The sequence below is a fragment of the Streptomyces sp. NPDC050287 genome (assembly GCF_044459385.1).
Classification (GTDB): Bacteria; Actinomycetota; Actinomycetes; order Streptomycetales; family Streptomycetaceae; genus Streptomyces.
This window is the reverse complement of the sequence record NZ_JBITIY010000015.1, coordinates 233,758-257,430: the sequence shown is the minus strand read 5'-3', so window position 1 is coordinate 257,430 and position 23,673 is coordinate 233,758. Positions and strand designations below refer to the sequence as shown.

Here is a 23,673-nt window from a genome sequence, read left to right as displayed (position 1 = left end):
CCGGCCCGCCCCGCCCCCCCCCGGGCCCCCGGGGGGGGCCCCCGCCCCCCCCCCCCCGGCCCCCCCGCCCCCCGGGGCCCCCCCCCGGGGGGGGGGGGGGGGGGCCCCGCCCCCCGCCGCCGAGGGGCGATCCACCGTCCAGGACGCTCGCCCCACCCCGGAGAGACCCGCTTCACCCGCCCAGGAGATCCATGACGACAGCACCGGTCCCGGCCGCCCCGAGCCGGCTCAGTGACCCGCCGGCCGCGTCCCGCGAGAGGCGGGCGCGGCCGTGGCTGCGGGCCGCCGTGCGCGCGCTGTCGGTCGCCCGGGACCGGCTGCTGGCCGGCGCGGGGGCCGACCGGGCGGCCCCGGACCTCCCACCGCCGTCGACCGCGGTCTTCGACGAGTTCCGCGAGTTCCGTATCGACCAGCTCTACCACCACCGCCGGCTCTCCCTGGTGCGTCTGGCGCTGCTGCTGGTGGACGACCTGCCCACGGCGGAGGACGTCGTCCAGGACGCCTTCATCGCTCTCCTGCGCCGCCACGGGCGCAGACTCGCTGCCGTGGAGGACCCGGAGGCGTATCTGCGGACGAGCGTCGTCAACGGCGCCCGGTCGGTGCTCCGGCGCCGCCGCACCGTCCGCGCCCACGTGCCCGAACGCGAGCAGCACGCCCCGCCGCCCGAGGAGCGCGTGCTGCTCCACGAGGACCACCGCGAGGTACTCGAAGCACTCGGCCACCTCACCGCACGCCAGCGAGAGGTGCTGGTGCTGCGGTACTGGTCCCACCTCACCGAGGCCCAGATCGCCGAGACCCTCGGACTGTCCCGGGGCACCGTCAAGTCCACGGCCAGCCGTGCCCTGGACGCCCTCGGCAAACGCCTGGAAGGTTCCCGATGAACGGACAGGATTCCGGTCTCCGCCTGGAACCGGTGGAACTGGAACGCCGGCTGGAGGCCGCCCTGCGGGCGCGGGCCGACTCCGTGGGCCTGTCGGATCTGCGCCCCGCGGACCCGCCGTCCGGTGCGCTGCCCGCCCGCGTCACGGTACGGCGGGCCGCCCTGGCCCTTCTCGCCCTGGCCGCCGTGGTGATCGGCGTCGTCCTGATGACGCACCGCGAGGAGCACCCCCCGATCCGGCCTCAGACCCCGCCGGCGATCACCCGCAGCACCTCCCCGGCGCCTCCGTCCCCACAGCCCTCGGCGGTCGCCACGACGTTCGCCACGACGTCGCCCGCCCCGACGCCCACCGCCGTGCCGGGGGCGGACGGAGGGTAGGTGTGACTGAGCGCCTCGGGCGAGGGAAGCCGTACCGGATGTCCGCTGTGCCCTTCCCGCGGCCGCACGGCGCCGGCGTGGGGTCACGTGTCGTATGGCTCAACGGCACGCACGGCACGCACGGCACGCACCGCGCGGGCAAGGCGACGACCGGCGCGCTCGTGCAGCGGCTGATCCCGGATTCACGCGCTTCGGGGCCCGAGGTGGCCAAGGCCGCCGCCAAGGGGAGGCCCGCGGCTACGACGGCATCCGCCGCCACCTCGTCGCCCTCCAGCCGACCCTCGCCGCGTGGACGGCGGCCAACGTGACCACACTGCGGGAGATCACCCAGGACCAAGTTGAAAAGGCCGCCGACGGCCTGTCCGGACACGCCCGCAGCGACAGGGCGTGGTGTGGGTGCGGCGCAGGTCCACGTGCCGAGGGGCTGCTCACAGGTCACATCTCCCGGTGGCAAGTGCCGTGATCGCGCACTCGGCGGCGTGCCGTGCCGCGAGCGCGGAGGGGAAGGGCCCACAGCCGTGGGAGGCACGGTCGGCCGGCCCGCTCGCGATCCGCCACTGCCAGACGGTGCGTGCGGCAGGGAGCGCGGGGTGGTACCAGACGGGCTCGGCGGCCGAGGACGCGTTCCGCGCCGTCTGGATCAGTAGGCCGTATGCCATCCCGTCGATCACCGCGGTGGCGTACCTCTCGCTTTTGTCGTCGGCAGTCCAGTCCAGGGGTGTCGGGGTCGACTCCGACACTTCCAGAAGGGCATCCGCGAGGTCGGCCAGGCTCCGGTACAGCGCGGCGCGTACCGCATCGGCGTGGTGTCGGCCCCAGTGGCACGGGGGCCGTTCGGCGATCTCCTCCGCGAGAGTGTGCGCGGCGAGTTCGTCCAGAAGGTCTCTGTTCCCGAGACGTCCCTCCGCCAGGGTCGCGGCAGCGCCCCACGTGAGATCGTCCCGGGTAAGGGCGGTGCAGCGGGCCAGCTCCCACAGGTCGGATGAGCCGAGGTCGTCGACCGTGCGGCGGATGCAGAGGGCGGCCGTATCGGCGTGGGGCGGGACTTGGACGTTCAAGAGGCCCGCGTGCACGTCCGTGGCCGCGCTCACATCGCCTGGCTGCAGCGCGCCCAGCGGCGAGGACCCCACTGCTTGGAGCACCTGCCGGTGGACGCGACGTACGGGATGAGGCCCGCAGGAGGACGCCGGTCGTCCGGCGAGTGCGCACAGGGCGTCCAGCAGGTGCGCCGGCGGAACCCTCAGGCTGGTGCACGCCCTCGTCAGACGACCGGCCATCGTCGTCAGTCGTCCAGCACTGCCAGGGCGTCGATCTCGACGAGGAGTCCCGGCGGCAGCTGCATGTAGACGGTGGTGCGGGCGGGGAAGGGCTCGCCGACGGCTGCCGCGTACGCCCCGTTCATCTCGGCCAGGTGGGCGGGGTCGGTGAGGTACACGCGGAGCATCACGACGTCCTGCAGGCCCGCACCGCCCGCCTTGAGTACGGCGGTGACGTTGCGCAGGGTCTGCTCGGTCTGCTCGGCGACCGTGGTGCCGACGACCTCGCCCGTGTCCGGATCGAGCGGGAGCTGCCCGGAGACCTGCAGGACGGGGCCCTTGCGGATGCCCTGGGACAGCGGGGCCGGCAGGGAGGGTGCGTTCTTGGTGGTGATGACGGTTCTGGTCATGGTGTGTCCTTGGGAATGGTGGCCGGAGGGTCAGCGCCAGGCCTGTCGTTCCTGGCTGCGGGGGTCGTCGACCTGGGTCCACTCGGCGTCGATGCGCATCGTGGCCCGGCGCTCGTCGTCGTACGGGTCCCAGCCGGGGTTGCCGGTCCTGGCGAACCGGACCCAGGTGGCGTGCATACGGGCGGCGAGATCCGCGGGGGGCTTGTCGGGGCCGAGCAGGGCGGCTGGGCCGTGCAGCTGGGGAAGGTGCGCGAGATCGAAGACGAAGGGCAGCTCGACCGCGTGGGTGGCACCGAGCTCTTCGTCCAGAGCGTGGGAGCGCCAGGCGAACTCGTAGGCGTAGGTGGCGGATTCGGGGTGGGCGGTATGTGCGTCGGTCAGGGCCCAGCTGCCCGCGCCGAACAGTGCGTCGCCCATGATGGCGGAGCGCAGCTCGCCGAAGGACGCATCGGGGCGTGCCTTCCGGTACGTCTCGACGAGTTGCGCCGGCTTCGGGTGCGAGCGCGCCGCCACGTCGTCGACGTCCCCGGCGGTCGAGGTGGCGTACTTGCCCACCGGTACCAGGTAGAGGTTTCCCTCCTCGGTGTTGGTCCCGATGAGCAGGTCGACGTCGGCGCTGAGGCCGGCGGCGACGGATTCGGCGGGCTGCGTGTCGAGGACCAGGCTGAAGGGGCTGAGTCCGATCAGCGGATCGTGGTGCGTCCCGGTCTGCAGGTCGATGCCCGCGAGCCGGGAGGCGGCCTCCACCAGGCGCTCGTCGGTGATCTCCGCGAAGGCGTCGACATGGGGCTCGATGCCCAGGGCCTCGGCCGCTGCCTGGGTGACGCGGGCGGCCTGCTCGGTGGTGAACGCCCCCAGGCCGCTGCCACTTTGGACGATCGCCCGGCGGAAGAGGCCTGCGGCTTCGGGGGTGGCGAGGACGCCGCCGACGATGGTCGCCCCGGCCGACTGGCCGAAGAGGGTGACGTTGTGCGGGTCACCGCCGAAGGCGGCGATGTTCTCCCGCACCCAGCCCAGTGCGGCGACGACGTCGAGCAGGCCGCGGTTGGCGGGCGCGCCGGGGATGTCGAGGAACCCGGCGATGCCGAGCCGGTAGTTGAGGGTGACGAGGACGACGCCGTCGCGGGCGAAGGCGGAGCCGTCGTACATCGTGGAGCGGGTCGATCCGGCGACGAATCCGCCGCCGTGGACGAACACCATGACCGGCAGTTCGTCACCGCCGGCGGCGGGCGTGAAGACGTTGACGGTGAGGTAGTCCTCGCCGCGGCTCCAACCGGTGCCGAAGTAGGGGGACATGTCCACGCTGCCGAGCTTGCGCTCGGACTGCGGCGCGTTGGGACCCGGCACGGTGGCGTCCCGCACGCCGTCCCACGGCTCGTGCGGCTGCGGCGGTGCGAAGCGGCCGGCGCCGCGGGGCGGCGCGGCGTAGGGGATGTTCAGGAAGGTGAGGCTGGCGCCTTGGCGCAGACCGCGGACGGCTCCCTGCGCCGTGGTCACGACGGGGTCGGTGTGGTGGCTCATGTCTCGTTCTTTCCGCAGGACTCAGGCCTGCTCGGTGTACGGGGCGAAGGGGGCCCAGCCCTTGATGGCGAACTTGTCTCCCTCTCGTGCCACTTCGGCGGCACCGTGGCCGCCCAGGTGCGCGGGGATCACGAGTGCGTTGTTGTCGGCCGCCCAGCCCAGCACCTTGCGGCGGGTGGCGCGGGCTTCGGCGGGGTCCTCGCAGAAGCAGCTGTTGGAGTCGGGCTCGAGGATCTGCACGGGGCTGTGCAGCATGTCGCCGACGAACACCGCGCGGTCCGTCCCGGAGGTGAGGGTCAGTACGGAGGAGCCGGGGGTGTGTCCGGGAGCCGCGTCGAGGCGGAGGTCGGCGTCGATCTGGTGGCTGTTTTCCCACAGCAGCGTCTGGCCGGCCTGGTGCACCGGGGCCACGCTGTCCTCGAAGACGTTCTGGTTGCCGCGGCCGAGCAGGGGCTTGTGCTCGTTCTCGGGATTCCAGAAGTCGAAGTCGTCCTTCGGCATCAGATAGGTGGCGTTGGGGAAAGTGGGTATCCACTGTCGGCCGTTCAGGTACGTGTTCCAGCCGACGTGATCGATGTGGAGATGTGTGTTGATCACGATGTCCACGTCCTCGGGCGCGACGCCGGCGCGCGCGAGATTGGCCAGGAAGCCTGTTTCGCGGCGGTTCCAGACCGGCGCGTACGGGCGGTCCTTGTGATTGCCCACGCCGGTGTCGACGAGGATGGTCTTGCCTCCGCTGCGCAGCAGCCAGGTCTGGATCGCGGAATTGACGATATTGGTCTCGGAATCGAGGAAATGCGGGGCCAGCCAGGATGCGCCGTCGTTCCACACTTCCTTCGGACTTTCGGGGAAGAAGGTGTCGGGCGTCATTTCGACGGAACCGAAATACTCCCATACCCGTGTGATGGTGACGTTGCCGAGCGTGATTTGTTCCATGGGGCGTCCTTGGGGATGTGGAGGATTTCCTGGAACCGTACGAGCGGCCTCGGCGCGCGCGGTATCCGTAACGTGACTGCACCTGCGCGCATGGCCCGGGCACTGGGCCCCGGCCGCTTGTAGCCTGGGCGGGCCAGGGCAAGGCGACTGAGATCGAAAGCCGCAATTCCGGGAGACTCCGTGGACGAGCACACAGGCGACCGCGGTGCGGTCATGGGACCGGAGCCGGATCCGGGGGAGCTGATCGTCGGCCGGGACGCGGAATTGGCACGCCTCTTTCGTGCGGTGGACTCGGTGTCGTCCGACCCGGTGCTGATGCTGGTCGGTGACATGGGCACGGGGAAGAGCGCGCTGCTGGAGCACGCGGTGCGCCGGGCTGAAGCCGGCGGCGCTCGCGTACTGCGGGCCCAGGGGAGCGAGTCGGAGTCGAGCCTGGCGTTCTCCGCACTGCATCAGTTGCTGCGGCCGGTGCCGGCCGAGGTGGACGCGCTGCCAGAAAGGCAGCGCGCGGCGCTGCAGGACGCCTTCGGCGAGGGGTCGGCCACGCCGGGACCCGATCTCATGCTGGTCGGGGTCGCCGTCCTGAGCCTGTTGTCAGGCCTGGGCGACCACCATCCCGTGCTCGTGGTGCTGGACGATGCGCAGTGGTTCGATCGTGCTTCCCTGGATGTGCTGTCCTTCGTTGCCAGACGGTTGGAAGGTGAACCGGTCACCATGCTGATCGGTGCCCGTGGCGGCGATCACCTTCCGGGATTCGACCGTCATGTGCCGATGCTCACCCTGGGACCGCTCGACAAAACCGCGGCCAATCAGCTGCTGGACCTGCAGCCGAAGAGCCCCACCGGGCACACCAGGTCGCGGATCCTCGACCAGGCAGGAGGCAACCCGCTGGCGCTGGTGGAACTGACGAGGACAGCCTCAGCACAGGACACGGCCTCGGGGCTGCCGTCTGCGGGTCCGCTTCCGCTCACCGATCACCTGGAGCGGATCTTCGCCGCCCGCCTGAACAGTCTCCCCGCCTCCACCATGCGGGCGCTGTTGCTCCTGGCCGCCATGGACAGCGCCGACTCCGCGATCGCCGTCTCGGCGGGGCTGCCGCGCGCCGAGGACGCGGCCTGGCTGCCGGCCGGGCAGGCGGGGCTGGTCCGGCGGACCGGCCGGGACGTCCGGTTCCGCCACCCACTGGTCCGGTCCGCCGTGTATCACGCCGCGTCCTCGGGCGCCCAGCGCGAGGCTCACCTCGCGCTCGCCGAGATGCTGCGGGCCGAACCGGACCGGCGTGCCTGGCATCTTGCCGCCGCCTGCCCGCACCCGGACGCGGCCGCGTCGGCGGAGCTGGAGCGGACCGCCGGCCGGGCCCGCCGCCGCGGCGGCCATGCGGCGGCGGCCCAGGCCCTGCAGCGCGCCGCGGAACTCGCACCGCAGCGCGAGGACAGTGCCCGGCTGCTGGTCGAAGCCGCCGCGGCGGCCGTGTTCACGGGAGACATCGCCTGGGTCGAGGAACTGGTCGCCGCGGCACGCGCGCGCACGGATGACGCAACCCTGCTGGCCTCCGCCGCCGTGCAGGCCGGACGGCTGGCGGTCCTGACGGTGCGCCACACCGTGGTCTTCTCCCGACTGGCCGACGCGGCCGAGCAGTTGGCGGCCTCCCAGCCCGCCGCCGGGCTTGACCTCGTGGCCGGCGCCGCCGTGGTCCGCTTCTACTCCGGAGAGGACACCCAGCGCCACCGCATCCAGGAAATCCTGCGGCGCCTTCCCGAGAACGCCTCACACACAGGATTGCGCACCTGGGTGAGGGCCGTGTCGGACCCCTTCGACGACCGGGCCCAACTCGTCTGCCTGCTGCCGCAGTTGGCCGCCGAGGCGGAAGAGCGGCCGGAGCGGCTCACCGCCGTCGGGATCATGGCGTGGCTCCTGGACGAGACCCCACAGGCCGTCCGCGCGTTCGACGAGGCCTTCGACCGCTGGGAGCTGCAGGGAGCACTGCCCGAGGGTCTGGGCGGCGCGGTCGCCTGGGCCTACCTGGAGCGAGGAAGGTGGGAACAGGCCCGTGAGGCCTGCGCCCGCACCACCGCGGTCGGCCGGGTGGCCGGCCTCGACCACGCCGTGGCCTGTGCGGCCACCGTGGACGCCACCCTGTTGGCCTTCCAGGGCGATGCGTCCTCGGCCCGAACCCGGGCCGAGGACGCGCTCGCTCTGATCGATCCGCTGGAAAGCCGCTCGGTCGCCGTCTATGCCCATCGTGCGCTCGGTGCCGCGGCAGCCGCGGAAGGCGCCTACGAGACCGCGTACGGCCAACTCCGCATGGTCTTCACGGCAGACGGCGCGCCCGTGCACTACCACGCCTCCTACCCGGCCCTCGCGGATCTGGCCGCCGCCGCTGTGCGCTGCGGCCGCCACGAGGAGGCTGCCCTGATCGTCGAGCGCTCGGCATCCGCGCTGGCGGACAACGCTTCACCTCGTCTGCGTGCGCTGATCAGCCGAGCCCGTGGCCTGCTGGCGGACCCCGACGACGCCGAACCGCACTTCCGGGCGGCTCTGGCGGATCCGGTACTGGAGTACTGGCCCTTCGAACGCGCACAGACTCTGCTCGACCTCGCCGAGTGGCTGCGACGCCGTCGGCGCATCGCAGAGGCGCGTGGGCCGCTCACCGAGGCCCTGGAGACCTTCCGGCGCCTGGGCGCACGCCCGTGGGTCGAGCGTGCCCGGGCCGAATCGCGCGCCGCCGGCCTCGACGTCACAGATGCGGCCCCCGACGCGCTCGCCGAACTCTCCCCGCAACAGCAGCAGATCATCCGGCTCGCCGCCCGCGGGCTGACCAACCGGGAGATCGGCGAAAAGCTCTTCCTCTCCCCGCGCACGGTCAGCTCGCACCTCTACCGCAGCTTCCCCAAGCTGGGCATCACCGCCCGATCCCAGCTGCGCGACCTCATCGAGGGCACCCTCGCGACGGCCGGCCACCAGGGCCCCTAAGGGCACCCCTGGCCGTGGAAGCAGTCACCTGACGCATACCGCCCGCCATCCCGCCGGACCAGACTGGCCACACGGGCGAGGAAGCAGTAACCGGCCAGGCGACCCCTTCGCCCTGGTACCCCGAGGCCCCCACTTGTCCCCAAGGCCTTGTGAAAACGCGGGGCCCAGGCCAGTGGTCCCGGGCTGCACACGGCCCCGCTCGTCGGGGCCGTACGGGAGCGGCCGACCACGGCGAAGGAACGGAAATCCACGGTGGCTGCGAAAACAGCGTCGCTACGGGACCGGGTTGCCGCAGCCGACCCGGGGCTGCTGCGTCTGACCGCCGGGCTGCGTGCCGTCCTCGGCCTCACTCTCACCCTGGCCGCGCTGACGGTACGGGATCAGCCCTCGGTCGTACTTCTGGCCGGCGGCTTCACAGTGGTGGTCACCTCGTTGGCGAGCAGCGACCTGCACCCCCGCAACCAGTTCCTCACTCTGAACCGGATCCATCCCTCTGACGCCAGGTCTTCAAGGCGCAGGGGGGCGCCGTCCGAGAGAAGCGGGTGCCCCTTCGGCAGGACGGCGACGTAGGCTTCCTCGCCCAGAGGGTGAGTGTCGAAGGTGCACCCGGCGGTGATGCGGTGCACGAGGACCATGTCGAGGGTTCCCTGGCGGACCAGTCGTTCCATGTCCGTGGGATCGGGCTCCTCGTGGAGAGTCACCTGCAGCTTCGGGTGGCGATTGCGCAGTTGCCCCAGTGTCTGGGGCAGTTGGCGTGCTCCCAGGCCCATGTGGACAGCGATGATGAGTTCGCCTTCCAGTTCTCCGTTGGCGGCGCGGGCGGCCGTGATGGCACGCCGGGATGTGGTCGTCGCGATCTCCGCCTCCGCGAGGAAGGCCCGCCCTGCCACCGTCACCGTCACCCCGCTCGGGGTGCGGGTGAACAGCTGCACCCCGAGGTGCGTCTCCAAGGTGCCGATCTGCTGCGACAGAGAGGGCTGGGTGACCCGCAGACGTTCTGCTGCCGCCGTCATGGAGCCGTCCTCGGCGACGGCCAGGGCGTATTCGTATTGGCGCAGGTGGCCGTTCCCCCGCCCATGACCATCTGGACGCGCTCCGCCGCACCTGACCCCCGCGGATCGACGTCCGGGTCGGCTATGGTGCGGGCATGTGCTGCTGCGCCGCTATGACTACCCGTACCGCCGTTTTGCGGCGGTATCCGAGGTTGCCGTAACTACGGCCCTTTGCTGATGTACCGCCGGATCAGTGTTCTGTCGGCAGTCACACACTTGTTTCTGGACTGCCGGGCCATCCTGCCTGATCAGGGGAGACATGTCTCAGTCGCAGCGTTTCGGTTCACAGTACGAAAACCCGTTCCCGTTCCCGTGCCCGCATGCAGCCGGACCCGTGGTCACGCGGGACCCGGGTGTCGCCACCCTGTTCCTGATGGTCGGACTCCCCGGAGCCGGGAAGACCACCCGGGCCAATGAGCTCGCCGTAACGCATCTGGCGCTGCGGCTGACCCCGGATCACTGGATGGGCCCGCTCTTCGGCGATTCGATGGCCGACGGCAAGCGCTTTGTGCTCGAAGGGCGGCTCATCTCGGTCGCCCTGCAGGCGCTGCGGCTGGGGACCAGCGTCGTGCTCGACTTCGGGCTCTGGGACCGCGATGAACGGTCGGCACTGCGCTGGCTGGCACGGTCGGTCGGGGCAGCATGCCAGGTGGTCTACCTGCCCGTGGACAAGGACGTCCAGCTCGCCCGCATCGCGCACCGCCAGGCGACGGCACCGCATCAGACGTTCCCGATCAGTGAGGCCGACATAGACCGATGGCGGGAGAGGTTCCAGGTGCCTGACGTCGCCGAACTCGACGGCGGCGAGATTCCGGCCCCGCCGGCGGGCTGGCCGGGCTGGCCGGAGTGGGCGTTGGACCACTGGCCCTCGTGCACCGACAGCTGACCCGGCTGTCCCGTCTGGGAGCGTCTTGACGGCGTTCGTGTCGGCCTGCTGTGCCGCTGTCGTGTTGCCCCAGGCCGGCACGCGCCTCTCCGCGGGCTGCTGACGTAGCTCGCCGGCTCAACCACTCGCTCGCCGACTGAAGCGCTCAGTCACACTCAGCCGAGCGGTACTGGCGATCAGGCGGATTGCATAAACGTGCAGCGAAACGTATAGTCATGCCATCCAGGAGGAGGATGACATGGCGGTACGTGCGGCAGTGGCCGGAGCGAGCGGGTACGCGGGCGGGGAGCTCCTGCGGCTGCTCCTGGCGCACCCCGAGGTCGAGATCGGCGCCCTGACCGGCAACTCCAACGCGGGTCAGAAGCTCGGCGCGCTCCAGCCGCACCTGCTGCCGCTGGCCGACCGCGTCCTGACGGAGACGACCGCCGACGTCCTCGCCGGACACGATGTCGTCTTCCTCGCACTGCCGCACGGGCAGTCCGCCGCCGTCGCCGAGCAGCTCGGCCCGGACGTGCTCGTCGTCGACATGGGCGCCGACTTCCGGCTGCGGGACGCGGCCGACTGGGAGAAGTTCTACGGCTCCCCGCACGCCGGAACCTGGCCGTACGGCCTTCCCGAGCTGCCGGGTGGCCGCGCTCGGCTCGCGGGGTCCAAGCGCATCGCGGTGCCCGGTTGCTACCCGACCGCCGTCTCGCTCGCCCTCTGCCCCGCCTACGACGCCGGGCTCGCCGAGCACGAGGCCGTGATCGTCGCCGCCTCCGGCACCTCCGGGGCGGGCAAGACGCCCAAACCGAATCTGCTGGGCAGCGAGGTCATGGGCTCCATGTCGCCGTACGGCGTCGGCGGCGTCCACCGGCACACGCCCGAGATGATCCAGAACCTCAGCGCGGCGGCGGGCGAGCCGGTCTCCGTCTCCTTCACGCCGACCCTCGCGCCGATGCCCCGCGGGATCCTCGCCACGTGCAGCGCGAAGGCCAAGGACGGCGTCACCGCCGAGTCCCTCCGCGCCGCCTACGAGAAGGCCTTCGCCGACGAGCCGTTCGTCCACCTGCTGCCCGAGGGCCAGTGGCCCGCCACGGCGTCCGTCTACGGTTCCAACGCCGTTCAGGTGCAGGTCGCGTACGACGAGGCCGCGGGACGCATCATCGCGATCAGCGCCATCGACAACCTGACCAAGGGCACCGCGGGCGGCGCCGTCCAGAGCATGAACATCGCCCTCGGGCTTCCCGAGGAGCTCGGTCTTTCCACGATCGGAGTCGCACCGTGAGCGACGCACGCGCAGCCACCGGGCCGCAGACAACGACGACAGCCGCACCGCTGCGCTGCGCGGGCGGAGAAGCGAACGAGGAGATGCAGTGAGCGTCACGGCAGCACAGGGATTCACGGCGGCCGGAATCGCCGCCGGAATCAAGGAGAACGGCAACCCGGACCTGGCCCTCGTGGTCAACACCGGGCCCCGCCGCGCCGCCGCGGGCGTCTTCACCTCCAACCGCGTCAAGGCCGCGCCCGTCCTCTGGTCCGAGCAGGTCCTCAAGAGCGGCGAGCTGACCGCCGTCGTCCTCAACTCCGGGGGCGCCAACGCCTGTACGGGACCCAAGGGCTTCCAGGACACCCACGCCACCGCCGAGAAGGTGGCCGAGGTGCTCGGGGTGGGGGCCGGCGAGGTCGCCGTCGCCTCCACCGGCCTCATCGGTGTCCTGCTCCCGATGGACAAGCTGCTCCCGGGAGTCGAGCAGGCGGCCGAGGCGCTGAGCGAGCACGGCGGTGAGAAGGCCGCCATCGCCATCAAGACCACCGACTCCGTCCACAAGACGTCCGTGGTGACCAAGGACGGCTGGACCGTCGGCGGCATGGCCAAGGGCGCGGGCATGCTCGCCCCCGGTCTCGCCACGATGCTGGTCGTTCTGACCACCGACGCCGACGTCGAGAGCGACGTACTGGACAGGGCTCTTCGCGCCGCCACCCGCACGACCTTCGACCGCGTCGACTCCGACGGCTGCATGTCCACCAACGACACCGTGCTGCTGCTGGCCTCCGGAGCCTCCGGAGCCACGCCGGAATACGAGGAGTTCGCCGAGGCCGTACGGACGGTCTGCGACGACCTCGGACAGCAGCTGATCCGGGACGCCGAGGGCGCCAGCAAGGACATCAAGATCGAGGTCGTGAACGCGGCCACCGAGGACGACGCCGTCGAGGTGGGCCGGTCCATCGCCCGCAACAACCTCCTGAAGTGCGCGATCCACGGCGAGGACCCCAACTGGGGCCGCGTGCTCTCCGCGATCGGCACCACCCGGGCCGTCTTCGAGCCCGACCGGCTGAACGTCGCCATCAACGGCGTCTGGGTCTGCAAGAACGGCGGCGTCGGCGAGGACCGCGAGAAGGTCGACATGCGCTACCGCGAGGTCCACATCGTCGCCGACCTCGCCGCCGGCGCCGAGACCGCCACCATCTGGACCAACGACCTCACCGCCGACTACGTCCACGAGAACAGCGCCTACTCCTCATGAGCACCACGCGAAAGCACACCGCCCTGCCCAAGGCGCAGATCCTCATCGAGGCGCTGCCCTGGCTGGTGCGGCACAACGGCAAGACCGTCGTCATCAAGTTCGGCGGCAACGCCATGATCGACGAGGACCTGAAGGCCGCGTTCGCGCAGGACGTCGTCTTCCTGCACCACGCCGGCCTCAAGCCCGTCGTCGTGCACGGCGGCGGCCCGCAGATCAGCGCCGCCCTCGACAGGCACGGCATCGTCAGCGAGTTCAAGGCGGGCCTGCGCGTCACCACCGAGGACGCCATGGACGTCGTACGCATGGTGCTGGCGGGGCAGGTCCAGCGCGAACTGGTCGGGCTGCTCAACCAGCACGGCCCGCTCGCCGTCGGACTGACCGGCGAGGACGCCCACACCATCACCGCCACCAAGCACCAGCCCGAGATCGACGGCGAGTTGGTCGACATCGGGCGGGTGGGCGAGATCACCGACATCGACACGGGCGCGATCGAGGCGCTGCTGGCGGACGGCCGTATCCCGGTCGTCTCGTCGATCGCCCGGAGCCAGGACGATCACCATGTCTACAACGTCAATGCCGACACGGCGGCCGCGGCCCTCGCTGCCGCGCTCGGCGCTGAAACCCTCATGGTCCTCACGGACGTGGAGGGCCTCTACGAGGACTGGCCGAACAGCGACGAGGTGATCAGCCGCCTCACCGCTTCCCAACTGGAGAAACTTCTGCCGGAGTTGAGCTCCGGCATGGTGCCGAAGATGGAGGGCTGTCTGCACGCCGTCCGAGGCGGCGTGAACACCGCCCGCGTCATCGACGGCCGGGTCCAGCACTCGATCCTGCTGGAGATCTTCACCGACGAGGGAATCGGCACGATGGTCGTGCCCGACGAGCAGGACAACGAGCAAGAGGGGGAGTCATGAGCAACGAGGAACTGACCGCGCGGTGGCAGGGCGCGCTCATGAACAACTACGGCACCCCCCGCCTGCCCCTCGTGCGCGGCGAGGGCGCCAAGCTGTGGGACGCCGACGGCAAGCAGTACCTCGACTTCGTCGGTGGCATCGCCGTCAACGCGCTCGGCCACGCCCACCCTGCGATCGTCGAGGCGGTCAGCACGCAGATCGCCGCCCTCGGACACGTCTCCAACCTCTTCATCGCCGAGCCGCCCGTCGCGCTCGCCGAACGGCTCATCCAGCGCTTCGGCCGCGACGGCAAGGTGTTCTTCTGCAACTCGGGCGCCGAGGCCAACGAGGGCGCGTTCAAGATCGGCCGGCTGACCGGGCGGACCCACATGGTCGCCACCGACGGCGGCTTCCACGGCCGGACCATGGGCGCCCTCGCACTCACCGGCCAGCCCGGCAAGCAGGAGCCGTTCCTGCCGCTGCCCGGCGACGTGACGCACGTGCCGTACGGCGACCCGCAGGCGCTGGCCGCCGCGGTCACCGAGGAGACCGCCCTCGTCATCATCGAGCCGATCCAGGGCGAGAACGGGGTCGTGGTGCCCCCGGCCGGCTACCTCAAGGCGGCCCGGGCGATCACCGCGGCGACCGGTTCGCTGCTGGTGCTGGACGAGGTGCAGACCGGGATCGGCCGCACCGGGCACTGGTTCGAGTACCAGGCCCACGAGGGCGTCCTGCCGGACGTCGTCACGCTCGCGAAGGGACTCGGCGGCGGACTGCCGCTCGGCGCCACGGTCGCCTTCGGGCGGGCCGCGGAGCTGCTCCAGCCGGGCCAGCACGGTACGACGTTCGGCGGCAACCCGATCGCCTGCGCGGCCGGTCTCGCCGTACTCGACACCATCGCGGACGACGGGCTGCTGGAGAACGTGAAGCGGCAGAGCGAGAAGCTGCGGGACGGAATCGAGGGCGCCGGCGGCGGCTCTCGTCATCCGCTGGTCGCTCATGTCCGGGGCGCGGGCCTGCTGCTGGGTATCGTGCTCACCGAGCCGCTCGCACCGAAGGTGCAGCAGGCGGCTCAGGACGCCGGATTCCTGGTGAACGCGCCCGCCCCCGAGGTGATACGGCTCATGCCGCCGCTGAACCTCGGCGACGCGGAAGTGGACGCGTTCCTCCAGGCGCTGCCCGGCATCCTGGACGTGGCCAAGGGGGACGGATGATCCGGAGAATGGGACGACGATGAGCCAGGCGCAGGAGCACGAACAGACCGCCGGGCCTGCCGTACCGCAGACCCGCACCGCGCGGCACCGCCGGATCGTGGACATCCTCAACCGGCAACCGGTGCGTTCGCAGAGCCAGTTGGCGAAGCTGCTGTCCGACGACGGGCTGAGCGTCACCCAGGCGACGCTCTCCCGGGACCTGGACGAGCTGAACGCGGTGAAGATCCGTAACACCGACGGCGACCTGATCTACGCGGTGCCGAGCGAGGGTGGATTCCGTACCCCTCGGGTGCCGCTGGGAGGGTCGGCGAAGGAGGAGCGGATGCGGCGGCTGTCGGCCGAGCTGCTGATCTCCGCGGAGGCTTCCGCGAACCTGGTCGTTCTCCGCACCCCGCCGGGTGCGGCCCAGTTCCTCGCGTCGGCGATCGACCAGGCGGAGCTGCACGACATCCTGGGGACCATCGCCGGGGACGACACGCTGCTTTTGATCAGCCGGGATCCTGTGGGTGGGCAGGCGTTGGCGGATCACTTGTTGCGGCTGGCTCAGAACGGGCACTGAAGGGACAGTGAACGGGCACTGAAGGGGCCGTTCCGGGAGCTCCCTCGAGGTGGATCCCGTCAGCCCAGTCGAGCGGCCAGCCCTCCCGTGCACCTCACCTCGTCGCCCGCCGTGATCAGCAGCGCCTCCACGTCCGGGAGGCTCTCCAGCCAGCCCAGTGCCTCTCGTGATCCCATCGCGAAGGCCGCGGTTGCCCAGCAGTCCGCCCAGGTCAGTTGAGGGGCGACCACGGTGACGGCCACCAGGTCGGTCACCGCGGAGCGGCCGGTGCGGGGGTCGACTATGTGGGCCCCGCGCTCGGCTGTGCCGGAGGTGGCGACCGCCAGTTCGGGGGTGCCCGCGGCCGAGATGACCGCGGCCAGGCCGCCCGGCCGCAGGGGGTCCGAGACGCCGACCCGCCAGGGGCGTTGCTGCCCCGGTACGCCGAGGAGCTGGACGTCTCCGCCGCCGTTGACGCTCACGCCGGTCGCGCCGGACTCGGCCATGCGGCGGGCCGCGCGTTCCGCCGCCCAGCCCTTGACGATGCCGGTGGGATCCAGGCGCCCCTCGTAGCGCATGCTGAACCAGCCGTCGCTCGCCTGTTCCGCCTCGGCGCCCAGGGCGAGCACCTCGGCGACCAGCGGATCGCACTCCTCGACGGTCAGTTCGCCCCGGGCCAGCCGGGAGACCTGACTGTCGTCGCGGTAGGTGGTGAACACCTCGTTCACCCGGTGCAGCCCGTCGACCGTCTCCCGCAGGGCCGCCCGGACGGCCTCGGGATCCCCGCCGCGGACGTCAAAGGAGAAGACCGTCCCCATGACCTCCTCCGCATGACGTACCGCGGCGGGAGCTTGTGCCGGTTCGGCCACGGTGTCAGCCACCGGCCTGGTCCAGCGCCGACTGCAGGGACTGCTTGTAGCCGTTGCTGGTGTACGTGGCCCCGGAGACCGTGTCGATGTTCCCGCTGCTCGCCGCCACGGCCTCCTGGTTGAGCTTGGGCACGGACAGGGCGGTCTTCTGGTCGCTGGTGCCGCCCTTGGGTGCCTGGACGGCCTCGGCCTTGGTGATCTTGCCGCCCGCGACCGTGATGCGGACCTGGACCGGGCCGTACTGGGTCTGGGCGACGGCACCGGTGACGGTCTTGGCGGCCTGCGCGCTGCCCGCGCCCTGCCCCTGGGAGGAACCCTGTCCCTGGGAAGAACCCTGCCCCTGGGAGGACGCCGCCTTCGCCTTGTCCAGCGCCGACTGCAGGGACTTCTTGTAGCCGTTGCTGGTGTACGTCGCCCCGGAGACCACGTCGATGTCCGCGCTCTGCGCGGCGACCGCCTCCTGGTTGAGCCGGGGTACGGACAGGGCGGTCTTCTGGTCGCTGGTGCCGCCCTTGGGTGCCTGGACGGCCTCGGCCTTGGTGATCTTGCCGCCGGCCACGGTCAGCCGGACCTGGACGGCGCCGTACTGCGTCTGTGCCACGTCGCCGGTGACCGTGCCGGTCCCGGCGGCCTGGGCGCCGCCCTGGGCCGACTCCTGCGCCACGGGCGGCGGGGACACGGCGCCGCCCGCCGCCGCGGAGGCCGGGTCGGACGACGGCTTCAGCGACAGCAGCAGGACGACACCGGACACGGTGGCGGCGGTCGCGAGCACGACACGTCGGACGGGGTGACTCTTCCTCATCGCTTCAACAGCTCCTGAATCCCGTCGCTCACATCTCGAACGACTCGTGATGAATACGGCGGGCGGGCACACCCGCGCCGCGCAGTGCTTCGTACACGGACTGCGCGAAACCGGCCGGCCCGCACATGAAGACGTCGTGCTTGTCGATGTCCGGCAGCTTCTGCTGCAGCCGCTCCGCCGAGATGTCGGGGCGCGCCCCGTCCGGACTGTTGACCGCGTACATCAGCCGGGCCCCGCGCTCGTCGGCGATCGTGGCGAGCTCGTCCCAAAGGGCCAGGTCCTGGGTGCTGTTGGCGCGGTAGAGGAGGGTGATGTCACCGGCCGCGCCGGGCAGCGTCTCGAACAGCGCCCGCATCGGGGTGATGCCCACGCCGCCCGCGACCAGCAGCACCTTGCCGCGGCTGCGGCGGGACGCGGTCAGCGCGCCGTACGGGCCCTCGGCCCACACCTTGGTGCCGGGCCGCAGCTCGCGCAGCCGTTCGCTGTGGTCGCCGATCGCCTTCACCGTGATCCGCAGCATGTCGGGGCGCGGGGCCGCCGACAGCGAGTACGGGTGCGAGCTGAACCGCATGCCCGGGGCCAGGAACCGCCAGCGGAAGAACTGGCCCGCCTCCGCGCCCATCCGGTGCAGCTTCCGCCCGCCGATGAGCACCGACACGATGCCCGGGGTCTCCTCGATGACCGCCTCGACCCGCATCCGGTGCCGCAGGTTCAGCCGGATCGGGGTGAGGATCCGGTACCAGATCACCAGGGCCGTCACCGAGCCGTACAGCCCGTACCAGACCGTCTTCGCGACCGGCTCGACGGCGAAGTCGTTGCCGGTGGTCAGCTGGTGCCAGAACGTCAGGAACACCGCCGCGTACGTCAGCAGATGGACGTGGTACCAGGTGTCGTAGGGAATCCTGCGGCGGACGCCGCCGATCGAGATCAGCCCGATGAGGAACAGCAGGCCGGTGCCGATGGCGGCCTTGCCCATGTCCGGCAGTTGGTTGATGGAGTCGATGGTCTGCTGGACGATGTCGCCGAGGCCCTTGCCGGCCTGGAGGGCGTAGCCCCACATGATCAGGAAGACGTGGGCGAGGACCAGGCAGAGCGTGTAGCGGCCGCTCATCGCGTGCCAGCGGGCCACCCGGTCGGAGCCCACCCGGCGCTCCAGTGCGGGCACCCGGGCCATCTGCAGCACCACGAGCGCCATCAGATAGCCCGCGAGCAGACCCGTGATCCGGCCCGCGTTGAGGATCTTGCCGTTGTTGTCGCTGATCGACGGGGTGTTGGCCCACCACAGCCACAGCACACCGGCCGCGCCGGCCCACACGGCGATCAGCAGGATGGTCGCCGGTGAGCGGCGCGGGCGGATGCGGCGCATCGTCTGGCGGCGGGCGGCGCGGCCGCCTGCGAGCGTCGTGGTCACGATTCCTCCGGGGACGGGGCAAGGGGGGTGGCGAGGTGGTCCCTTGGCCCAGAGATACGTGACGCGACGCCGGTGTGTTCAGCCGCCTGCCGAGTCCAGTGCGGACTGGAGTGACTGGCGGTAACCGTCACTCGTGTACGTGGCCCCGGAGACGGTGTCGATGTTCGCGCTCTGGGCTTCGAGTGCCTCGCCGCGCAACCTGGGAATCGCGTAACTGTTGATCTCCTGGTCTCGCGGGTTCTCCGTGGGGTAGGTGACCGCTGTCACCTCGGTGAGCTTGCCGTCCTTGAGCGTGATGCGGACCTGGACGGGACCCCAGCGGGTCTGGACGGTGTCGCCGGTGACGGTCTTCGTGCCGGTGGCGGAGCCGCTCGATCCGCCTGAACCGCTCGATCCGCCGGAACCGCTCGAACTGCTCGAACTGCTCGACGGCGCGGGCACCGCCACGGCTGCCGCCGGCGTCGAGTGCGGCTTCAGCGACAGCAGCATCACCATCCCGGAGACGGTGGCGGCACTCGCCAGCACGATGCGGCGCAACGGACGGTTCTTCTTCAACGCGTGCACTGGTGGGGCCTCACATATCTCACAGTTCTCACAGTTCTCACTGCTCTCAGGGCTTTCCGGGCTCTCACAGCTCTCACAGCTCGAACGACTCGTGGTGGACACGCCGGTCCGGCACACCGGCGGCGCTGAGCGCCTCGTAGACGTCCCGGGCGAAGCCGTGCGGCCCGCAGATGTAGACGTCGTGCCCGGCGAGTGAGGGGATGGTCGCGCGCAGGGACTCGGCCGTGAGGTTCGGGCGCTGCCCGTCCGGCCCGTTGAGCGCGTACAGCACCTTCGCCCCGCGCCACCGTGCGATGGCCTCCAGCTCGCCGCCGAGGGCGAGGTCCTCGGCCGTCCGCGCCCGGTAGAGCAGGGTGACGTCGCCGGGCAGCGTCTCGAACAGGGCCCGCAGCGGGGTGATGCCGACCCCGCCCGCGATCAGCAGGGACTTCGGGGCGGTCTGCCGGTCCGCGGTCAGCGATCCGTACGGCCCCTCCGCCCACACCCGGGTGCCGGGCCGCAGCAGGGCGACGGCCGCGCTGTGGTCGCCGAGGGCCTTCACGGTGATCCGCATCAGGTCCTGGCGGGGCGGTGCCGACAGCGAGTACGGCGTCGACGTCCAGCCCATGCCCTCGCCGAGGAACCGCCAGCGGAAGAACTGCCCCGCCCGCGCGCCCAGCTCGTCGAGCCGCTGTCCCCGTACGACGACGGAGTACACGCCCGGCGCCTCCTTGTGCACGGAGTCCACCCGCAGCCGGTGCCGCAGGTTCAGCCGCACCGGCACCAGGAGCCGGAACCAGACCACCAGGGCCGCGACGCCCAGGTACAGCGCGTACCAGGCGGCCGTGGCCGTGGCGTTGCCGCTGAAGTCGTCGCCCAGCGTCAGCTGGTGGAAGAAGGCGAGGAAGACGGCGACGTACGTGAGCAGGTGGACGTAGTACCAGAACTCGTGGCTGAGCCGGCGGCGTGCGGCGCGTGCCGAGGTGATGCCGACCGCGAACAGGATGACCGTGCCGAACGTGGCCTTGAGCATGTCCGGGTAGTCCAGGACCACCGTGACCGTCTCGTGCCACAACGAGGCGCGGTCCTGGGCCGCGTACCCGAGAAGGATCAGCGTGATGTGCGCGACCAGCAGGCAGACGGTGTACCGGCCGGCCATCGCGTGCCAGCGGGCCACCCGGTCGGAGCCGATCCGCCGCTCCAGCAGCGGAACGCGCGCCATCAGAGCGACGAGCACCGCGCAGGCGTACCCGCACAGCAGCCCGGCGATCCGCCCGGCTCCGGTCAGCCACCCCGCCGCGCCCACCACCGAACCGGTGTCCGCCCACCACAGGGCCACGACGGCCGCCGCCCCCGCCCACAACAGGGCGAGTACGGGGCCCGCGGGGGAGCGGCGCGCGGCCGGTCTCACGGCCGGTGCCGTCCGCCGTTCGTACACGGTGGTCATGTGTGCGTCCTTTCGCCGGCCCTTTCGCCTGCCAGGCCACTGTGCGGCGCGAAGCTCTGAGCAGGCTCTGAACCGGCGCCCTCGGAGCGCACTCAGAGGAAACTCAGAGCCTTCGCGGGCGGTCGCCGTCGCCGCGAGGGGTGATCCTGGAGAGGTCATGAACACCACCCGCTCCGGCCACCCCGCCCTCACCCGCCCCGACGGCACACCGCTGCGCGTCCTGGTCGTCGACGACGACCCCGACCTCGCCGAGGTGCTCTCCGGCGCCCTGCGCTACGAGGGCTGGCAGGTGCGCACCGCCGGCGACGGGGCCGCCGCGCTGACGGAGGCCAGGGAGCTGATGCCCGACGCCGTCGTCCTCGACGTGATGCTCCCCGACACCGACGGCTTCGCCGTGCTGCGCTCGCTGCACACCGTGAAGGCGGACGTCTGCGTCCTCTTCCTCACCGCGCGGGACGCGGTGGAGGACCGTATCGCCGGCATCACGGCGGGCGGCGACGACTACGTCACCAAGCCGTTCAGCCTGGAGGAGGTCGTCGCCCGGCTCCGCGGCCTGCTGCGCCGCGCCGGGATGGCCCGGCAGCTGGACGAGGGGCCGCGACTGATCGTCGGGGACCTGGTCATGGACGAGGAGGCCCGCGAGGTGACCCGCGCGGGGCAGCTGATCGAGCTGTCCCCGACCGAGTTCGAGCTCCTGCGCTTCCTCATGCGCAATCCGCGGCGGGTGCTGAGCAAGGCGCAGATCCTGGACCGGGTGTGGTCGTACGACTTCGGCGGGCGCGCCCATGTCGTGGAGCTGTACATCTCCTACCTGCGCAAGAAGGTGGACGCGGGCCGGGAGCCGATGATCCACACCGTGCGCGGGGCCGGATATGTGCTCAAGCCGGTGACGTCATGAGGCTCCTGCGGCGGCTGCCGCGCCCGCACACCTTGCGCGCCCGGCTCACCTTCGGCCTGGTGGTGCTGCTGGCGGTGAGCTGCGCGGCGGTCGGTGTGGCCGCTGTCGTCGGGCTGAACGGTTTCCTCACCAGCCGTCTGGACGAGCAGCTGGGCCAGGTCGGGAACCAGTTCCCGGAGAGCCTCGAACACGGTGGCAGGCCGCCGGACGACCACGACGGCGACGAGCACGGTGACACCCGCCGGCAGAGCACGGGGACGTTCGGCGCCCGCTTGGTCGGAGTCGCGGTCACCAACGCGGCAGTGGTCCGGCCGGGAACGGTCACTCGCGTCCCCCTGACGTCCGGGGACGCGAGGCGCCTCGGCGCGGTCCCACGTGACGGCAGGGGCCACACCGTTCACCTCTCCGCACTGCACGCCTACCGCGTCAGGGCCTCCCAGGGGATCGACGGCGACGTCCTGATCACCGGCCTGCCCCTGGAGCCGGTGGAGGCCACCGTCCACCGCCTGGAACTGGTCGCCGGGATCGTCTTCGGGGCGGCTCTGACCGCCACCGGCGTCGCGGGCGCCCTCTGGGTGCGCTGGTCGCTGCGCCCGCTGAGCCGGGTCGCCGCCACCGCCACCCGGGTCAGCGAACTCCCGCTCGCCAGCGGCCAGGTGGCGCTGCCGCCCCGCGCCCCCGAGGCGGACCCGCGCAGCGAGGTGGGCCGGGTCGCGGGCGCCTTCAACCGGATGCTCGGCCATGTCGAGGACGCGCTCACCAAACGCCATGCCAGCGAGGAACGGCTGCGCAGCTTCGCCGCCGACGCCAGCCATGAGCTGCGCACCCCGGTCGCCTCGGTACGCGGCCACGCCGAGCTGGCGCTGCTGCACCCGGGCCCCGTGCCGCCGGAGGTCACCCGGGCCCTGGACCGTATCGCCGCCGAGTCGTCCCGGATGGGCGAGATGGTCGACGACCTCCTGCTGCTGGCCCGCCTGGACGCGGGCCGCCCGCTGGAACGCGCCCCCGTCGACCTCACCCGCCTGATCCTCGACGCGGTCGCCGACGCGCGCGCCGCGGGCCCCGGCCACCAGTGGGAGCTGGAGCTTCCGGAGGACCCGGTGACCGTGCCGGGCGACGAACACCGCCTGCAACAGGTGTTGGCCAACCTGTTGGCCAACGCCCGTGTGCACACACCTGTGGGCACCAAGGTGACGGTGACGCTGGACATCGCCGTGGACACCGCCTCGGACATCGAGGGCCCCTCAGCCGTCCTGAAGGTCCACGACGACGGCCCCGGCGTCCCCGAGGAGCTCCGCCCCGGCGTGTTCGAACGCTTCACCAGAGCCGACCGCCGCAAGTCCGAGTCGCCCGGCGGCGGCGCGGGCTTGGGCCTGTCGATCGTGGCGGCCGTGGTGGAGGCGCACGGCGGGAGCGTGAGCCTGGACAGCCGCCCCGGCGCGACGACGTTCACGGTCACCCTCAGTACCGCGTGATCGCGGTACCGCCTCCCGCCGTCCCCACAGCGATGTGCGGCTTCCTGGACGGCTCGGCCCACCGCAGCAGCAGCCGCATCGCCTCCGCGGACACCGACACACAACCGGCCGTGGCCCCTCGCCCGTTGACATGCAGAAAGATCCCGGCCCCCCGCCCCCGGACCGGTCTGTGGTAGTTGAAGCCGATGACGAACGCGTACGCGTACTGCTTCTCGTACGAGATCAGCCGCTCCGACTCACCCGCACGGCAGTCCGCCGGCCTGGGCTCCACCCACCGGTTGTAGAACCGCGAGTCAGTGTCCTCACACCACCAGGAGTTCTTCCGGACCACCCGGTACCTGTACGCCGTCCCACCCGGCGCCCCTTTGATCCCGAAGGCGTACGGCAGGTCGTACAGCCCGGTGGGCGTCGTGTTCGTCCCCTGTCGGCGCGCGGCCCCCTCGACGAGCCCCTTCGCCCCGAACCGGGCAGCCGCCGAACCGGCCTTCGTCCACCGCCCGTTGCGCCGTTCCCACCAGGTCAGCGTCCCCGACGTGGAGCCGGTCTTCGCGGCCACCGCGGTGATCAGCCGGCTGCCGCCCCCGGTGTCGGCCATCCGCGCGGGCAGGGGCGGCGGCGAACCACCCGGAGCGGCACCGAGGCCGAGCAGGGACGCGGACAGAAGGGCGGCGGCGACAGCGGGGCGCATGGCCCCGAACCTACGGCGAGACGACGGCGACGGCACCGGGGCTGACCTGTTCGGGTCTGACTCGGTCGGGTCTGACCTGTTCAGGTCCGACCCTTT

General features: G+C 71.5%; 22 protein-coding genes. 11 read left to right on the top strand and 11 right to left on the bottom strand.

The window, feature by feature from the left end:
• Window positions 1–191: 191 nt before the first annotated feature.
• Entirely contained in the window at window positions 192–881 is a 690-nt protein-coding gene (locus ACIBK3_RS38935) for an RNA polymerase sigma factor (RefSeq protein WP_399372642.1), read from the top strand.
• Window positions 878–1,258 carry a hypothetical protein gene (locus ACIBK3_RS38930; protein WP_399372641.1) on the top strand — a complete coding sequence of 127 codons (381 nt, stop codon included), beginning with the start codon at window positions 878–880 and terminating at the stop codon, window positions 1,256–1,258. Before ACIBK3_RS38935 ends, ACIBK3_RS38930 begins: the two co-directional genes overlap by 4 nt.
• 428 nt (window positions 1,259–1,686) lie before the next feature.
• Here the strand turns inward: ACIBK3_RS38930 and ACIBK3_RS38925 are convergent, their stop codons facing one another.
• The 4 genes from ACIBK3_RS38925 to ACIBK3_RS38910 all read right to left on the bottom strand — a co-directional run bounded on the left by ACIBK3_RS38925 (window position 1,687) and on the right by ACIBK3_RS38910 (window position 5,381).
• Window positions 1,687–2,349: a hypothetical protein gene (locus tag ACIBK3_RS38925; RefSeq protein WP_399372640.1), complete on the bottom strand. Its 663-nt coding sequence runs from the start codon at window positions 2,347–2,349 to the stop codon at window positions 1,687–1,689.
• 191 nt (window positions 2,350–2,540) lie between these two features.
• Window positions 2,541–2,924 (bottom strand): RidA family protein, encoded by a 384-nt coding sequence (locus ACIBK3_RS38920; RefSeq protein WP_399372638.1) that lies wholly within the window; start codon window positions 2,922–2,924, stop codon window positions 2,541–2,543.
• Between the two features lie 30 nt (window positions 2,925–2,954).
• A complete protein-coding gene (locus ACIBK3_RS38915; protein ID WP_399372637.1) occupies window positions 2,955–4,445 on the bottom strand; it encodes a carboxylesterase/lipase family protein in 1,491 nt (496 codons plus the stop codon).
• Between the two features lie 21 nt (window positions 4,446–4,466).
• A complete protein-coding gene (locus tag ACIBK3_RS38910) occupies window positions 4,467–5,381 on the bottom strand; it encodes an MBL fold metallo-hydrolase (protein WP_399372635.1) in 915 nt (304 codons plus the stop codon).
• A gap of 180 nt (window positions 5,382–5,561) precedes the next feature.
• On the opposite strand from ACIBK3_RS38910, the gene ACIBK3_RS38905 reads away from it, so the two are divergent.
• Entirely contained in the window at window positions 5,562–8,354 is a 2,793-nt protein-coding gene (locus ACIBK3_RS38905) for an AAA family ATPase (RefSeq protein WP_399372634.1), read from the top strand.
• Between the two features lie 380 nt (window positions 8,355–8,734).
• Here the strand turns inward: ACIBK3_RS38905 and ACIBK3_RS38900 are convergent, their stop codons facing one another.
• Entirely contained in the window at window positions 8,735–9,412 is a 678-nt protein-coding gene (locus tag ACIBK3_RS38900; protein ID WP_399372660.1) for a LysR family transcriptional regulator, read from the bottom strand.
• Window positions 9,413–9,779: 367 nt separating this feature from the next.
• Between ACIBK3_RS38900 and ACIBK3_RS38895 the strand changes: the two genes are divergently transcribed.
• From ACIBK3_RS38895 to ACIBK3_RS38870, 6 genes are all read left to right on the top strand, one after another.
• Window positions 9,780–10,292 (top strand): AAA family ATPase, encoded by a 513-nt coding sequence (locus tag ACIBK3_RS38895; RefSeq protein ID WP_399372659.1) that lies wholly within the window; start codon window positions 9,780–9,782, stop codon window positions 10,290–10,292.
• A gap of 238 nt (window positions 10,293–10,530) precedes the next feature.
• Window positions 10,531–11,559, top strand: a complete 1,029-nt coding sequence (argC, locus tag ACIBK3_RS38890) for an N-acetyl-gamma-glutamyl-phosphate reductase (RefSeq protein WP_399372632.1) — start codon at window positions 10,531–10,533, stop codon at window positions 11,557–11,559.
• A gap of 88 nt (window positions 11,560–11,647) precedes the next feature.
• Window positions 11,648–12,799, top strand: a complete 1,152-nt coding sequence (gene argJ / locus ACIBK3_RS38885; RefSeq protein ID WP_399372631.1) for a bifunctional glutamate N-acetyltransferase/amino-acid acetyltransferase ArgJ — start codon at window positions 11,648–11,650, stop codon at window positions 12,797–12,799.
• Window positions 12,796–13,713 (top strand): acetylglutamate kinase, encoded by a 918-nt coding sequence (gene argB, locus ACIBK3_RS38880; RefSeq protein ID WP_399372630.1) that lies wholly within the window; start codon window positions 12,796–12,798, stop codon window positions 13,711–13,713. The genes argJ and argB overlap by 4 nt, the downstream gene beginning before the upstream one ends.
• On the top strand, window positions 13,710–14,906 hold the full coding sequence (locus tag ACIBK3_RS38875; RefSeq protein ID WP_399372628.1) for an acetylornithine transaminase: 1,197 nt from the start codon (window positions 13,710–13,712) through the stop codon (window positions 14,904–14,906). Before argB ends, ACIBK3_RS38875 begins: the two co-directional genes overlap by 4 nt.
• A 19-nt stretch (window positions 14,907–14,925) precedes the next feature.
• On the top strand, window positions 14,926–15,465 hold the full coding sequence (locus ACIBK3_RS38870; protein ID WP_399372627.1) for an arginine repressor: 540 nt from the start codon (window positions 14,926–14,928) through the stop codon (window positions 15,463–15,465).
• A 59-nt stretch (window positions 15,466–15,524) separates the two neighbouring features.
• On the opposite strand, the gene ACIBK3_RS38865 is transcribed toward ACIBK3_RS38870, so the two are convergent.
• From ACIBK3_RS38865 to ACIBK3_RS38845, 5 genes are all read right to left on the bottom strand, one after another.
• Window positions 15,525–16,325: an FAD:protein FMN transferase gene (locus ACIBK3_RS38865; RefSeq protein ID WP_399372625.1), complete on the bottom strand. Its 801-nt coding sequence runs from the start codon at window positions 16,323–16,325 to the stop codon at window positions 15,525–15,527.
• Window positions 16,318–17,115, bottom strand: a complete 798-nt coding sequence (locus ACIBK3_RS38860; protein WP_399372624.1) for an FMN-binding protein — start codon at window positions 17,113–17,115, stop codon at window positions 16,318–16,320. Before ACIBK3_RS38860 ends, ACIBK3_RS38865 begins: the two co-directional genes overlap by 8 nt.
• A 28-nt stretch (window positions 17,116–17,143) precedes the next feature.
• Entirely contained in the window at window positions 17,144–18,526 is a 1,383-nt protein-coding gene (locus tag ACIBK3_RS38855) for a ferric reductase-like transmembrane domain-containing protein (protein WP_399372623.1), read from the bottom strand.
• Between the two features lie 78 nt (window positions 18,527–18,604).
• Window positions 18,605–19,090, bottom strand: coding sequence for an FMN-binding protein (locus ACIBK3_RS38850; protein WP_399372622.1), 486 nt, complete (start codon window positions 19,088–19,090; stop codon window positions 18,605–18,607).
• 73 nt (window positions 19,091–19,163) lie between these two features.
• Window positions 19,164–20,516: a ferric reductase-like transmembrane domain-containing protein gene (locus ACIBK3_RS38845; protein ID WP_399372621.1), complete on the bottom strand. Its 1,353-nt coding sequence runs from the start codon at window positions 20,514–20,516 to the stop codon at window positions 19,164–19,166.
• Between the two features lie 157 nt (window positions 20,517–20,673).
• Here ACIBK3_RS38845 and ACIBK3_RS38840 point away from each other — a divergent pair, with 157 nt between their 5' ends.
• Both ACIBK3_RS38840 and ACIBK3_RS38835 read left to right on the top strand, forming a co-directional pair.
• Complete coding sequence (locus ACIBK3_RS38840) at window positions 20,674–21,414, top strand: response regulator transcription factor (RefSeq protein ID WP_399372620.1); 741 nt, start codon at window positions 20,674–20,676, stop codon at window positions 21,412–21,414.
• The gene (locus tag ACIBK3_RS38835) at window positions 21,411–22,889 is read left to right on the top strand and encodes a sensor histidine kinase (protein ID WP_399372618.1); all 1,479 of its coding nucleotides are present in this window, start codon (window positions 21,411–21,413) and stop codon (window positions 22,887–22,889) included. The genes ACIBK3_RS38840 and ACIBK3_RS38835 overlap by 4 nt, the downstream gene beginning before the upstream one ends.
• Here the strand turns inward: ACIBK3_RS38835 and ACIBK3_RS38830 are convergent.
• Window positions 22,876–23,577, bottom strand: coding sequence for a L,D-transpeptidase (locus ACIBK3_RS38830; protein WP_399372617.1), 702 nt, complete (start codon window positions 23,575–23,577; stop codon window positions 22,876–22,878). The genes ACIBK3_RS38835 and ACIBK3_RS38830 overlap by 14 nt on opposite strands.
• Between the last annotated feature and the right edge of the window lie 96 nt (window positions 23,578–23,673).

Excerpts from the sequence above, each read along its gene's own strand:
- ACIBK3_RS38845 (WP_399372621.1), bottom strand. The coding sequence starts at position 20,516 with ATGACCACCGTGTACGAACGGCGGACGGCACCGGCCGTGAGACCGGCC.
- ACIBK3_RS38840 (WP_399372620.1), top strand. The coding sequence starts at position 20,674 with ATGAACACCACCCGCTCCGGCCACCCCGCCCTCACCCGCCCCGACGGC.
- argC (WP_399372632.1), top strand. The coding sequence starts at position 10,531 with ATGGCGGTACGTGCGGCAGTGGCCGGAGCGAGCGGGTACGCGGGCGGG.
- argB (WP_399372630.1), top strand. The coding sequence starts at position 12,796 with ATGAGCACCACGCGAAAGCACACCGCCCTGCCCAAGGCGCAGATCCTC.
- ACIBK3_RS38895 (WP_399372659.1), top strand. The coding sequence starts at position 9,780 with ATGGTCGGACTCCCCGGAGCCGGGAAGACCACCCGGGCCAATGAGCTC.
- ACIBK3_RS38830 (WP_399372617.1), bottom strand. The coding sequence starts at position 23,577 with ATGCGCCCCGCTGTCGCCGCCGCCCTTCTGTCCGCGTCCCTGCTCGGC.
- ACIBK3_RS38910 (WP_399372635.1), bottom strand. The coding sequence starts at position 5,381 with ATGGAACAAATCACGCTCGGCAACGTCACCATCACACGGGTATGGGAG.
- ACIBK3_RS38930 (WP_399372641.1), top strand. The coding sequence starts at position 878 with ATGAACGGACAGGATTCCGGTCTCCGCCTGGAACCGGTGGAACTGGAA.
- ACIBK3_RS38835 (WP_399372618.1), top strand. The coding sequence starts at position 21,411 with ATGAGGCTCCTGCGGCGGCTGCCGCGCCCGCACACCTTGCGCGCCCGG.
- ACIBK3_RS38875 (WP_399372628.1), top strand. The coding sequence starts at position 13,710 with ATGAGCAACGAGGAACTGACCGCGCGGTGGCAGGGCGCGCTCATGAAC.
- ACIBK3_RS38920 (WP_399372638.1), bottom strand. The coding sequence starts at position 2,924 with ATGACCAGAACCGTCATCACCACCAAGAACGCACCCTCCCTGCCGGCC.
- ACIBK3_RS38870 (WP_399372627.1), top strand. The coding sequence starts at position 14,926 with ATGAGCCAGGCGCAGGAGCACGAACAGACCGCCGGGCCTGCCGTACCG.
- ACIBK3_RS38915 (WP_399372637.1), bottom strand. The coding sequence starts at position 4,445 with ATGAGCCACCACACCGACCCCGTCGTGACCACGGCGCAGGGAGCCGTC.
- ACIBK3_RS38935 (WP_399372642.1), top strand. The coding sequence starts at position 192 with ATGACGACAGCACCGGTCCCGGCCGCCCCGAGCCGGCTCAGTGACCCG.
- ACIBK3_RS38860 (WP_399372624.1), bottom strand. The coding sequence starts at position 17,115 with ATGAGGAAGAGTCACCCCGTCCGACGTGTCGTGCTCGCGACCGCCGCC.